10 protein-coding genes are annotated in these 13,327 nt (G+C 67.0%); 9 read left to right on the top strand and 1 reads right to left on the bottom strand.

Translation table 11 applies throughout. From position 1 onward, the window contains the following. The first annotated feature begins 251 nt into the window (after nt 1–251). Nucleotides 252–1,769, top strand: coding sequence for a type VII secretion protein EccB (gene eccB, locus W7S_RS13375; protein WP_009954151.1), 1,518 nt, complete (start codon nt 252–254; stop codon nt 1,767–1,769). Next, on the top strand, nt 1,766–5,929 hold the full coding sequence (locus W7S_RS13370) for a type VII secretion protein EccC (RefSeq protein ID WP_009954152.1): 4,164 nt from the start codon (nt 1,766–1,768) through the stop codon (nt 5,927–5,929). The genes eccB and W7S_RS13370 overlap by 4 nt, the downstream gene beginning before the upstream one ends. A 59-nt stretch (nt 5,930–5,988) precedes the next feature. Here the strand turns inward: W7S_RS13370 and W7S_RS13365 are convergent, their stop codons facing one another. Next, nucleotides 5,989–7,152 (bottom strand): cytochrome P450, encoded by a 1,164-nt coding sequence (locus W7S_RS13365; protein WP_008257053.1) that lies wholly within the window; start codon nt 7,150–7,152, stop codon nt 5,989–5,991. 215 nt (nt 7,153–7,367) lie between these two features. Here W7S_RS13365 and W7S_RS13360 point away from each other — a divergent pair, with 215 nt between their 5' ends. The 7 genes from W7S_RS13360 to W7S_RS13330 all read left to right on the top strand — a co-directional run bounded on the left by W7S_RS13360 (nt 7,368) and on the right by W7S_RS13330 (nt 13,194). After that, nucleotides 7,368–7,562, top strand: a complete 195-nt coding sequence (locus W7S_RS13360; protein WP_008257052.1) for a ferredoxin — start codon at nt 7,368–7,370, stop codon at nt 7,560–7,562. Between the two features lie 475 nt (nt 7,563–8,037). Continuing rightward, on the top strand, nt 8,038–9,264 hold the full coding sequence (locus W7S_RS13355) for a PPE family protein (protein ID WP_008257050.1): 1,227 nt from the start codon (nt 8,038–8,040) through the stop codon (nt 9,262–9,264). Between the two features lie 159 nt (nt 9,265–9,423). After that, nucleotides 9,424–10,611 (top strand): PPE family protein, encoded by a 1,188-nt coding sequence (locus W7S_RS13350; RefSeq protein ID WP_008257048.1) that lies wholly within the window; start codon nt 9,424–9,426, stop codon nt 10,609–10,611. A 332-nt stretch (nt 10,612–10,943) separates the two neighbouring features. After that, complete coding sequence (locus tag W7S_RS13345; RefSeq protein ID WP_008257045.1) at nt 10,944–11,243, top strand: PE family protein; 300 nt, start codon at nt 10,944–10,946, stop codon at nt 11,241–11,243. Nucleotides 11,244–11,561: 318 nt separating this feature from the next. Beyond that, complete coding sequence (locus tag W7S_RS13340; RefSeq protein WP_003874404.1) at nt 11,562–11,858, top strand: WXG100 family type VII secretion target; 297 nt, start codon at nt 11,562–11,564, stop codon at nt 11,856–11,858. Nucleotides 11,859–11,899: 41 nt separating this feature from the next. Continuing rightward, nucleotides 11,900–12,184, top strand: coding sequence for a WXG100 family type VII secretion target (locus W7S_RS13335; protein ID WP_008254256.1), 285 nt, complete (start codon nt 11,900–11,902; stop codon nt 12,182–12,184). A gap of 107 nt (nt 12,185–12,291) precedes the next feature. Beyond that, entirely contained in the window at nt 12,292–13,194 is a 903-nt protein-coding gene (locus tag W7S_RS13330) for an ESX secretion-associated protein EspG (protein ID WP_008257042.1), read from the top strand. The last annotated feature ends 133 nt before the right edge of the window (nt 13,195–13,327 follow it).

Raw genomic sequence — 13,327 nt, 5'->3', positions numbered from 1 at the left:
AGGGGATTCGGTGGCTGGTCTTGGGGGAACAGAAACTGCCAGCTCAACGGCGCCGGTCGGGGCCGTCCGCGCGGGGGCGCCGGCGCGGTGAACGGGCCGGATCCGGGCGCGATGAGCAGAGGCAGAAGTGAATGCGCTTCGGCGCCGCATGGCGAGGTCCGTGCAGGTGCCTTACCGTTGTCATGTAATTCGCGCTGGATCGGTTCACAGGGGCCGAATCCAGGCGTTCGAGCAACCCGGATGGTGAATTAGTGGCGGAAGAGAGTCGCGGGCAGCGCGGGTCGGGGTACGGCCTTGGGCTGTCGACGCGGACCCAGGTCACCGGCTATCAGTTCCTTGCCCGCCGGACCGCGATAGCGCTGACCCGGTGGCGCGTGCGCATGGAGGTCGAGCCCGGCCGACGGCAGAACCTCGCCGTGGTGGCATCGATTTCGGCCGCCCTGGTGATCTGCCTGGGCGCGCTGCTCTATTCGTTCATCAGCCCGGCCGGCCAGATCAACGAGTCGCCGATCATCGCCGACCGCGACTCGGGCGCCCTGTACGTCCGGGTGGGGGACCGGCTGTATCCCGCGCTGAACCTGGCGTCGGCGCGGCTGATCACCGGCCGCCCGGACAATCCGCACCTGGTTCGGTCGAGCCAGATCGCCAGCCTGCCGCGCGGCCCGATGGTGGGCATCCCGGGTGCGCCGTCGAGCTTCCACCCCACCAGCCCGGGCGCCTCGTCATGGTTGGTCTGCGACACCGTGGCGAACTCGACCGGCGCGGGCGCCCCGTCCGGCGTGACGGTCACGGTCATCGACGGCAATCCCGATCTGAGCCACCACCGGCGGGTGCTGACCGGGACGGACGCGGTGGTGCTGAACTACGGCGGCGACGCCTGGGTGATCCGCGACGGACGCCGCTCGCGCATCGACGCCGCGAACCGGTCGGTGCTGCTGCCGCTGGGCCTGACCCCCGAGCAGGTCAGCATGGCCAAGCCAATGAGCCGCGCCCTCTACGACGCGTTGCCGGTGGGTCCGGAACTGACGGTGCCCCAGATTCAGAACGCGGGCGCCGGCGCGTCCTTCCCGGGGGCGCCCGGACCGATCGGCACGGTGATCGTCACCCCGCAAATCAGTGGGCCGCAACAGTATTCGCTGGTGTTGGCCGACGGTGTGCAGACGCTGCCGCCGTTGGTGGCCCAGATCCTGCAGAACGCCGGACCGGGCAACACCAAACCCGTGACGGTGGAACCGTCCGCGTTGGCGAAGATGCCGGTGGTCAACAAGCTGGACCTGTCGTCCTACCCGGATGCGCCCCTGAACGTGATGGACATCCGCGAGAACCCGGCGACCTGCTGGTGGTGGCAGAAGACCTCCGGTGAAAACCGGGCCCGCGTGCAGGTCATCTCCGGCGCGACCATCCCGGTCGAGACGAAGGACGTCAACCGGGTGGTGTCGCTGGTCAAGGCGGACACCACCGGCCGCGAAGCCGACCAGGTGTTCTTCGGGCCCGACTACGCGAACTTCGTCGCCGTCACCGGAAACGATCCCGGTGCCAAGACCACCGAATCGCTGTGGTGGCTCACGGACGCGGGCGCCCGGTTCGGGGTCGACGACACCCGTGAAGTCCGAGAAGCGTTGGGCCTGAAGACGAAACCGGCCCTGGCGCCGTGGGTGGCGCTGCGGCTGCTGCCGCAGGGGCCGACGTTGTCGCGCTCGGATGCGCTGGTGCAGCACGACACGCTGCCGATGGATATGTCCCCAGGAGAGTTGACGGTACCGAAGTGAAACGTGGATTTGCCCGGCCGACACCGGAGAAGCCCCCGGTCATCAAGCCGGAGAACATCGTCCTTCCGACCCCGCTGAGCATTCCGCCGCCGGAGGGCAAGCCCTGGTGGCTGGTGGTGGTCGGTGTGCTGGTGGTCGGCCTGCTGATCGGCATGGTCGGCATGACGTTCGCCAGCGGCTCGCACGTGTTCGGTGGCGCGGGCGCCATCTTCCCGATCTTCATGATCGGCGGCGTCGCGATGATGATGTTCGGCGGCCGGTTCGGCGGCCAGCAGCAGATGAGCCGGCCGAAGCTGGACTCGATGCGCGCCCAGTTCATGTTGATGCTCGACATGCTGCGCGAGACCGCCCACGAGTCGGCCGACAGCATGGACGCCAACTACCGGTGGTTCCACCCCGCGCCCACCACGCTGGCCGCCGCGGTCGGATCCTCGCGCATGTGGGAACGCAAGCCCGACGGCAAGGACCTGAACTTCGGCGTGGTCCGTGTCGGCGTCGGCATGACACGTCCCGAGGTGACCTGGGGCGAGCCCCAGAACATGCCGACCGACATCGAGCTCGAGCCGGTGACCGGTAAGGCGCTTCAGGAGTTCGGGCGCTATCAGAGCGTCGTTTACAACCTGCCCAAGATGATCTCGGTGCTGGTCGAACCCTGGTACTCGCTGGCCGGGGACCGCGAGCAGGTCCTGGGTTTGATGCGGGCGATCGTCTGCCAGCTGGCGTTCTCCCACGGCCCCGACCATGTTCGGATGATCGTGGTCAGTTCGGATGTGGACGAATGGGACTGGGTGAAATGGCTGCCCCACTTCGGTGATCCGCGCCGCCAGGACGCGGCGGGCAACGCGCGCATGGTGTACAGCTCGGTGCGCGAGTTCGCCGCCGAGCAGGCCGAATTGTTCGCCGGCCGTGGGTCTTTCACCCCCCGCCACGCCAGCTCGGCCGCCCAGACCCCGACGCCGCACACGGTGATCATCGCCGATGCCGTTGACCCCCAATGGGAGTACGTGATCAGCGGCGAGGGCGTCGACGGGGTGACGTTCTTCGATCTCACCGGCTCGCCGATGTGGAGCGCGGTGCCGGAGCGGACCCTGCGGTTCGACAAGATGGGTGTGATCGAGGCGCTGCCCCGCGACCGCGACACCTGGATGGTGATCGACGAGAAGCCGTGGTTCTTCGCCCTCACCGACCACATCAGCGTCGCCGAGGCGGAGGAGTTCGCGCAGAAGCTGGCGCGCTGGCGGCTCGCCGAGGCGTACGAGGAGATCGGCCAGCGGGTGGCGCACATCGGCGCCCGAGACATCATGTCCTACTACGGAATTGACGATCCCGGCCACATCGATTTCGAGGCGTTGTGGGGCAGCCGCAACGACTCGATGGGCCGGTCGCGGTTGCGGGCCCCGTTCGGTGTGCGTTCCGACAACGGCGAGCTGTTGTTCCTGGACATGAAGTCGCTGGACGAAGGCGGCGACGGCCCCCACGGCGTCATGTCCGGGACGACGGGTTCGGGGAAGTCGACCCTGGTGCGGACGGTGATCGAATCGCTGATGCTCAGCCACCCGCCGGAGGAGCTGCAGTTCGTGCTGGCCGACCTCAAGGGTGGGTCGGCGGTCAAGCCGTTCGCCGGGGTGCCGCACGTGTCCCGGATCATCACCGACCTGGAAGAGGACCAGGCGTTGATGGAGCGCTTCCTCGACGCGCTGTGGGGCGAGATAGCGCGTCGTAAGGCGATCTGCGACAGCGCGGGTGTCGACGACGCCAAGGAATACAACTCGGTGCGCAGCCGGATGCGGGCGCGCGGCCAGGACATGGCGCCGCTGCCGATGCTCGTGGTCGTCATCGACGAGTTCTACGAATGGTTCCGCATCATGCCGACGGCGGTCGACGTCCTCGACTCGATCGGCCGTCAGGGCCGCGCCTACTGGATCCACCTGATGATGGCGTCGCAGACCATCGAGAGCCGCGCCGAAAAGCTCATGGAGAACATGGGTTACCGGCTGGTGCTCAAGGCGCGTACCGCCGGTGCGGCGCAGGCGGCCGGCGTGCCGAACGCGGTCAACCTGCCTGCCCAGGCGGGCCTGGGGTACTTCCGCCGCAGCTTGGAGGACATCGTCCGGTTCCAGGCCGAATTCCTTTGGCGGGACTACTTTCCGCGCGGCCTCACCGACGACGGGGACGAGGCGCCGGCGTTGGTGCACAGCATCGACTACGTGCGCCCGCAGCTGTTCACGAACTCGTTCACCCCGCTGGAGGTCAGCGTCGGGGGGCCCGAGGTCAACACCCCGGCGATCCCCACCGACGGCGACCTGCCGGAGGTGGAGGGACCGGACGACGACGTCGAAGGGATCCGGACGCCGAAGGTCGGCACGGTCATCATCGATCAGCTGCGCAAGATCGACTTCCAGCCCTACCGGCTGTGGCAGCCGCCGCTGAACCAGCCCGTCGCGATCGACGAGTTGGTGAACCGGTTCCTCGGCCGCCCGTGGCAGCAGGATTACGGCACCGCGCGGGATCTGGTCTTCCCGATCGGGATCATCGACCGCCCGTTCAAGCACGACCAGCCGCCGTGGACCGTCGACACGTCCGGTCCCGGTGCCAACGTCCTGATCCTGGGGGCCGGTGGCTCGGGCAAAACGACCGCGCTGCAGACCCTGATCTGCGCGGCGGCGCTGACCCACACACCCGAGCAGATCCAGTTCTACTGCTTGGCCTACAGCAGCACCGCCCTGACCACGGTCGCCGGGCTGCCCCACGTCGGCGAGGTGGCCGGTCCGACCGACCCGTACGGCGTGCGCCGCACGGTGGCCGAGCTGCTGGCCCTGGTGCGGGAGCGCAAGCGCACCTTCCTCGAGTACGGGATCGCCTCGATGGAGGTGTTCCGGCGGCGGAGGTTCGGCGGCGAGCCCGGGCCGGTCCCCAATGACGGGTTCGGTGACGTCTACCTGGTGGTGGACAACTACCGGGCGCTGGCCGAAGAGAACGAGGTGCTGATCGAGCAGGTGAACGTGATCATCAACCAGGGCCCCTCGTTCGGGGTGCACGTGGTGGTCACCGCCGATCGCGAATCCGAGCTGCGGCCGCCGGTGCGCAGCGGCTTCGGCTCCCGGGTCGAGTTGCGGCTGGCCGCCGTCGAAGACGCCAAGCTGGTGCGGTCCCGGTTCGCCAAGGATGTTCCGGTCAAGCCGGGTCGCGGCATGGTCGCGGTCAACTACGTCCGCCTCGACGCCGACCCGCAGTCCGGTCTGCACACGCTCGTGGCCCGGCCCGCGTTGGCGAGCACGCCGGACAACCGGTTCGAGTCCGACAGCATCGTCGAAGCCGTCAGCCGCGTCGCGAGCGGCCAGGCCCCGCCGGTGCGCCGGTTGCCGGCGACGTTCGGCATCGATCAGCTTCGCGAGATTGCCGCCCAGGACACCCGCCAGGGCGTCGGTGCGGGCGGAATCGCTTGGGCCATCTCGGAATTGGACCTGTCGCCGGTCTACCTCAACTTCGCCGAGAACGCGCACCTGATGGTCACCGGCCGCCGCGAATGTGGGCGTACCACGACGCTGGCCACCATCATGTCCGAGATCGGGCGGCTGTACGCGCCGGGAGCCACCAGCGCCCCGCAGCCGCCGGCGGGGCAACCCTCGGCGCAGGTGTGGCTGGTGGACCCGCGGCGTCAGCTGCTGACGACGCTGGGTTCGGACTACGTGGAGAAGTTCGCCTACAACCTCGACGGCGTGCAGGCGATGATGGGCGAACTGGCCGCGGTCCTGGCCGGCCGCGAGCCACCGCCGGGTCTGTCCGCCGAAGAGTTGCTGTCGCGGTCGTGGTGGAGCGGACCGGAGATCTTCTTGATCGTCGACGACATCCAGCAGCTGCCAGCCGGTTTCGATTCGCCGCTGCACAAGGCCGCACCGTGGGTGACCCGGGCCGCCGACGTCGGCCTGCACGTGATCGTCACCCGGACGTTCGGTGGTTGGTCGTCGGCGGGCAGCGACCCGATGTTGCGGGCGCTGGCCCAGGCGAACGCGCCCCTGCTGGTGATGGACGCTGACCCCGACGAGGGATTCATCCGCGGCAAGATGAAGGGCGGTCCGCTGCCCCGCGGTCGTGGCCTGCTGATGGCCGAGGACACGGGCGTGTTCGTTCAGGTCGCGGCGACGGAGATACGCAAGTAATACGGTCGCAGGGACCGATGGCCGCTGCGCCGGGGCCCGTACCCGGATGCACCCGGGATTCAGCCCCAGCGCAGCGGCAGCTCCTTGAGCGCGAAACTGTGTGAGGGGTAGTTGATTACGGGGGAGTAGTCCGCGGGCAGCTCGAAATCCGGAATCTGGGTGAGCCACTCCGCCACGATCACCGTCAGCTCGATGCGCGCCAGGTGCGAGCCCAGGCAGCGGTGCGGACCGCCGCCAAACCCCCAGTGCCGGTGCACCTTTCCGTCCATGTTGAGCTCGTTGGTGGACATCGAGTCGCTGTCATCACGGTTGACGGCCGCCATGCAGAGCCGAACCGAGGTGCCCGGTGGCAACGTCATGCCGCCGACTTCGACGAACTCGGTGGTGATCCGCGGCGCCACCGGCGCCGACGGTTCCAGCCGGACGATCTCTTCGATGAAAACCCTGATCTGCTTGGGGTTGTCGCGAAGCTGCGCGCGCAGCTGCGGCCGGCGCGCCAGCTCGAAGAGCGAAAATCCGATCGCCGCGGTCACCGTGTCCAGGCCTGCGAGGATCAGCAGGTGACTCATGCCGAGCAGCTCGATGTCACTGAAATCACCGTCACCGGTCATCACCTGCGACAACATGTCCGAACCCGGGTTTTGCCGGCGCTGGGCGATGGCGTCGACCAGGTATTGCAGCAGCTGCTGGCCCTTCGCCATATCGGCCTGGGTGAGAAAAGGCTTGTCGGAGATGACGGAATCTTTCCACTCGATCAGGCGATCGCGATCCTCGAGGGGCAGACCGTAGAGGTCCAGGAACACCTGAAACGGGTACAGCCTCGCGAGATCCGCCATCACCTCGCACTCGCCCCGGCCGGCCAGCGCCGCAATCATGTCGCGGGCGTGGCGCTGTAGGGCGGGACGGGATTTGCTCAGCGCGTGCGGGCTGAAATACGGCTGGAGAATCTTGCGGTAGCGGGTGTGCTGCGGCGGGTCAAAAGCCAGCGGCAGCACCGGCAGCGGGTTGCCGGGCGGCTGCAGCACCGTCGAGGAGAAGACTTTGGTGTTGCGCAGCGCGGCCAGCACGTCGTCGCGGCGGGTGAGGTAGTAGTGGCCGTTCATGAAGACCACCGGCCCCGCGTCGCGCAGTGTCTTCCACCCCAGCCCGCGATCAACGCTCATCGGCAGTTTGGCGAATTCCAGCCGGGGTAAATGGAACGCGCCGTATTGAGCGTCGCTCATGCGCTTCGGTCTCGCACGTTAATCATTGCCGGCGTCAACGTCTGCGGGCGCATCGATATTGCATGGGCGGCAAAGGAACACGGATCCGCAGACCTGACCCCACCCGAGTAATCCGGCACTCGGCCTCGATAGCGAACATCTCCGATACTTTACCGACCGACTAACCTGGGTATCGGACCGTAAGTGCCGTATCGGGCCGCCTAGGGAGGAACTTCGTGAGGGTCCGTCTGGATCAGTCGAAATGCGTGGGCCACGCTCAGTGTTACGCCGTCGACCCTGACCTTTTTCCCATCGACGAGTCCGGCTATTCGATTCTTCAGGAGCACGATGTCCGGCCCGAAGACGAGCAAGTGACTCGCGATGGCGTCGCTTCCTGCCCCGAGATGGCGCTGATTCTCGACGAGGACTGAGCCCGCACCGAGGCTGCGCTGAGGCGGTCCGGCGCGGTGGCAAGCAAACGGTGAATGAACAAACCGTTGCCCTATATGAACTGCCGCCGACCGGGAATGAACAGTGGTTGGCCATTAATAAACAGCGCCCTTTGCGTGTCGGCGTTTGCCCCGTAACGAACTAATCTCAGTGCCGGGCGGCAGTTCGGAGACATGGAGCTGTCGCTCGGTTGCTGAAAACGGGATTGGCCGAGGCAGAAGGTGCATGTCGTTCCTGACCAGACGTCCGAGAAGCGTGGTGGCAGACCACCTTTCCGGGCGCAGCCCCTTGGTCAGTATGCGCCGGCCCGCCCGGCCGGCCGAAGGGCCGCAGACGGCCTCCCGCGGACGCAGCGATCGACCGGTGGGGTCGTTTACAGAGCCGTGATTACCGCCACCACTGATTCCCATGTGCCAGCCGAAATCGCCTGCGGGCTCGGCCGACTGAGGAGGATAGGTGCTTGACTTCGGTGCGTTACCGCCCGAAATCAATTCCGGTCGCATGTATGCCGGGCCGGGCTCGGGGCCGATGATGGCCGCGGCCGCGGCCTGGGACGAGATCGCGGCTGAGGTGGGCGTGGCGGCCAGCGGCTACAACTCGGTGGTCACGGAGCTCATCAGTGGGCCCTGGGTGGGGCCCGCATCGATCTCGATGCTCTCCGCGATCACCCCGTTCGTCAGCTGGCTGAGTGCCGTGGCCGCGCAGGCCGAAGACGCCGCCAGCCAGGGACGGGTGGCCGCGGCGGCGTTCGAGGCGGCGTTTGCGATGACGGTGCCGCCGCCGGTGATCGCGGCCAATCGGGTGTTGTTGGCGAATCTGGTTGCGACCAACTTCCTCGGGCAGAACACGCCCGCGATCGCGGCCACCGAGGCGCAGTACATGGAGATGTGGGCCCAAGATGCCGGCGCGATGTACGGGTATGCCGCATCGTCGGCGAGCGCCTCGGTATTGGCCCCGTTCACGGCGCCGCCGAAGACCTCGACTCCGGACGCGGCAAGCAAGCAGGGCGCCGCGGTGGCCAAGGCCGTCGCCGAGCCCGCGGGCAACACGGCACAAAGCACGTCACAGCTGGCCTCGCCACAAGCGTTGTCGCTGAATGCATCTCAGGCGGTGCAGCACGCGTCGACGGCTGGGGCGGCGAACATGACGTCACAGGCGGCGACCTCGACCTCGACTTCGACGTCGAGTTCGGTCTCCTCGACCACCTACACCACGATTATGAAAAACACCTGGGGTCTGGCGTATTTCTCGAACGGTATGGGGCAGTTCGCGTCGTCGATCGCCCAGCAGCTGACCTTTGGTCCCGGTGGTAGCACGGCGGGTGCGGGTGGTGCGTGGTTCCCCACTCCGCAGTTCGCGAATTTGGGTCTGGGCAACCTCGGTGGCGGGCTGAGCCACCTCAGTGGGGTGACCGCGGGTGCCGGGCAGGCGGCCCGGGTGGGGGCGTTGTCGGTGCCCCAGCATTGGGCGACGCTGACCTCGGCGGTCAGCCCGGCGGTGTCGGAGGTGGAGGCCACGCCCGCGCAGGCCGCCGCGGCGACGGGGACGACCGGTGGATCGCCCAACGGGTTGCTGCGTGGCATGCCCGTCGGGGCTCTGGGTCGTCGGGGCGCCACCGCCGGCTATGTCAACAAATACGGATTCCGCTACAGCGTGCTGTCCCGTCCCCTCTCCGCCGGATGACAGAGAGCCGAGATGAACTTGTGCCAACCACGACCAGTCGACACCACGGAGGCGATGCCCGCGTGATCCACGAAACGTTCGCCAACACCTTGAGCACGAGCTCCGGGTGCGATGCGGTGACTGAGGCGGCCAACCCGGCCGCAACGGGTTAAGGAGTCAATGATGTTGGATTACGGGGCTTTTCCGCCGGAGTTCAATTCGGCGCGGATTTATTCGGGTCCGGGGTCGGGTTCGTTGGTGGGTGCGGCGTCGGCGTGGAGTGCGTTGGCGGCGGAGTTGAATTCGGCGGCGTTGGGTTATGAGAAGGTGGTGAGCGCGCTTAGTAGTGAGGAGTGGTTGGGGGCGGCCTCGGCGACGATGGCTCAGGCGGTGGCTCCTTATATCGCGTGGATGACGTCGGCGGCTACCCAGGCTGAGGAGGCCGCGACTCAGGCGAGGGCGGCGGCGGCGGCTTATGAGGCGGCGTTGTCGGCGTCGGTGCCGCCGCCGTTGGTGGCGTCGAATCGTGTGCAGGTCACGCAGTTGCAGGCCAGCAATGTGTTGGGGCAGAACACGCCGTTGATTGCGCAGTTGGAGGCCCAGTACGGCGAGTATTGGGCCCAGGATGCGGGCGCGATGTATAGCTATGCGGGTCAGTCGTCTTCGGCGACCAAGCAGCGGGCGTTTCAGAAGGCGCCTGAGATCACCAATCCGTCGGGGCAGGCCAACCAGCAAGCGGCGACTGCCAATGCGACCACGAATTCCACGGCGACCAATACCTCCAAGGTGTTGCAGTCGCTGGCGCAGCCCGCCACATCCTCCTCGGGCTCCTCGGGTTCCTCCTCGGGATCCTCCTCGGGGTCGTCGGGGTCGTCGGCGTCTTCGTCGTTGTCCTCGTTTGCCAGTGGCTATAGCCCTTGGGCCAGCATTTTCTATAGCACTGAGGGTTTGCCGTACTTCAGCATTGGTATGGGGAACAACTTTGTGCAGATCTCCAAGTCGCTGGGGTTGATCGGTAGTGCGGCCCCGGCGGCGGCCAAGGCCTTGCCCGCGTTGGGGGGTTTGGGCGGGATGCTCGGTGGTGGTGCGGCCGCGGCGCATCCGGTGGCGGCGTTGGGCAGTGCGGCCTCGATCGGGGGCAAGTTGTCGGTGCCGGTGGCCTGGTCGGGGGCACCGGCGGCCGCTCCCGCGCTCGGGCATGCGATCCCGGTCAGCACCATCAGCGCGGCTCCCGAGGCCGCCGGCGGGCCCGGAAACCTGCTCGGGGGGATGCCCCTGGCCGGTGCCGGCGCCGGCGGACACGGCGTGGCCGGCCCCAAATACGGCTTCCGACCCACCGTCATGGCCCGACCACCCTTCGCGGGCTGAGCCGCGGCCGTAGGTGATCGACCAGCTGAAACGGACGAAAGGAGGTTCGAGGGACGCGCTATCGGCAAAGACCATCGCGCCCGCCGGTGCGACGAGTTCGTCGCCGTCGGGGGCCACCAGCAACTTTTTCGACCCGGGGCAGATGCCGTTTGTTCCGGCTGTCGAGCGAAGGGCTGCGGTCGAGGTCAGACGCTGTTACTGTGTCGTTAACGAAAGTGAATTCGCAGTACCACCACGTGAACAATTGCAAACACGCTGCGTCCACCCCGGCCTCAGGGGTCGCAGTCATCTACTCTCGCAGAGTCGGGGAATGAACTAGGAGGGAAACAAATATGTCGTTCGTGACCACACAGCCGGAGGCTTTGGCCGCGGCGGCCGGGAATCTGCAGGCTATCGGGTCGACCTTGAGCGCCCAGAACGCAGCCGCCGCAGCCCCAACGACGGGGGTGGTACCCGCCGCTGCCGACGAGGTGTCGGCCCTGACCGCGGCTCAGTTCGCCGCGCACGCGCAGATGTACCAGGCGGTGAGCGCCCAGGCCCAGGCCATTCACGAGGCGTTCGTCAACACCCTGTCCACCAGCTCCGGTTCGTACGCTGCGACCGAGGCAGCCAACGCGGCCGCCGCCGGCTGATTCGTATCGGCGGTTCGGGCTTGGGGCAGATTGTCACCGACGTGGGTTCCAACGTAGCCGCCCATCGGGGGCCGAGCGCGGGGCCGCAGGAACGGTCCCGCGCAGCATCCCCCACAGCAACACGCACTCCGTCAACTCAAACGCCGCGGTTCGGGTCTGACGTCCGTCTCACCGTGACAACGCCCGGTGGCCGCCGGCTGACGGAAAGGGGGGGTTATTTCTATCTGTTCGGCACGGCGGTTGCGTAATCCGTAAACGATCCGGCCACCGTCTTAAAGCACATCACCCATTCATTACCTAAATAAGGAGACAGCCGACATGGCAACACGTTTTATGACCGACCCGCACGAGATGCGGGCGATGGCGGGCCGTTTCGAGGTCCACGCCCAGACCGTCGAGGACGAGGCTCGCAAGATGTGGGCGTCGTCGATGAACATCGCGGGCGCGGGCTGGAGCGGCCAGGCGCAGGCGACGTCGTATGACACCATGGGCCAGGTCAACCAGGCCTTCCGCAACATCGTCAACATGCTCCACGGGGTGCGCGACGGGCTGATCCGCGACGCGAACAACTACGAGCAGCAAGAGCAGGCCTCGCAGCAGATCCTCAGCAGCTAGCCCAGAACTGCTGCTGCCCAACACTTTTAAGGAGCCATGTAATGAGCATTAACTACCAGTTCGGCGACGTAGACGCCCACGGCGCCCTGATCCGCGCCCAGGCCGCGTCCTTGGAGGCCGAGCACCAGGCCATCATTCGCGATGTGCTTGCTGCCGGCGACTTTTGGGGCGGTGCCGGTTCGGTCGCGTGCCAGGAGTTCATCACCCAGTTGGGTCGCAACTTCCAGGTGATCTACGAGCAGGCCAACTCCCACGGGCAGAAGGTTCAGTCCGCGGGCAACAACATGGCCAGCACCGACAGCGCCGTCGGGTCCAGCTGGGCCTGACGCCTCGACCACAGGCGCGGCAGCACACCACCCGTCGGTGTGCTGCCGCGTCCTGCGGTTACCGTGCAGTGTGAGCTTGACCTACCCAGGGACCAGTTGAGGATTTGATGGACCAACAGAGCACCCGCACCGACATCACCGTCAACGTCGACGGCTTCTGGATGCTCCAGGCGCTGCTGGACATTCGCCACGTCGCCCCGGAGTTGCGGTGCCGGCCCTACGTTTCCACCGACTCGAACGACTGGCTCAACGAGCATCCCGGAATGGCGGTGATGCGCGAGCAGGGCATCGTCGAGAACGACGAGGTCAACGAGCACGTGGCCGCCCGGATGAAGGTGCTCGCCGCGCCCGACCTCGAGGTCGTCGCGCTGCTGTCGCGGGGCAAGCTGGCTTACGGCGTCCTCGACGACGAGAACCAGCCCCCGGGCTCGCGCGACATCCCCGACAACGAGTTTCGGGTGGTCCTGGCGCGTCGCGGCCAGCACTGGGTGTCGGCGGTTCGGGTCGGCGGCGAGATCACCGTCGACGACGTCGCCGTCGCGGACAGCGCCTCGATCGCGTCGCTGGTGATCGACGCGCTGGAGTCCATCCACCACGCCGAGCCCGCCGCGATCAACGCGGTCAACGTGCCGCTGGAGGAGATGCTGGAAGCGACGAAGTCCTGGCAGGAGTCGGGTTTCAACGTGTTCTCCGGCGGAGATTTGCGCCGGATGGGCATCAGCGCCGCCACCGTCGCCGCGCTGGGCCAGGCGTTGTCGGACCCCGCCGCCGAGGTCGCGGTGTACGCCCGCCAGTACCAGGACGACGCCAAGGGGCCCAGCGCGTCCGTGCTGTCGCTGAAAGACGGCTCCGGCGGCCGCATCGCGCTCTACCAGCAAGCCCGGACCGCGGGTTCGGGGGAGGCGTGGCTCGCCATCTGCCCGGCAACCCCGCAGCTGGTGCAGGTCGGCGTCAAAACCGTGCTCGACACCCTTCCCTACGGCGAGTGGAAAACTCACAGCAGGGTGTGACCTTCGCGCGAAACACAGATTTCATCAATGTGGTCGCACTCAACATGCGGTTGAGCTGCGAACACGGCATACTTCTGTCAAGGCATCAGCAAACTGAAAACCGGTGTCAACCACAACTCTTAATCGCAAGGCG

Source organism: Mycobacterium sp. MOTT36Y (assembly GCF_000262165.1).
GTDB lineage: Bacteria > Actinomycetota > Actinomycetes > Mycobacteriales > Mycobacteriaceae > Mycobacterium > Mycobacterium intracellulare.
This window is presented reverse-complemented; position numbering and strand designations above follow the sequence as displayed.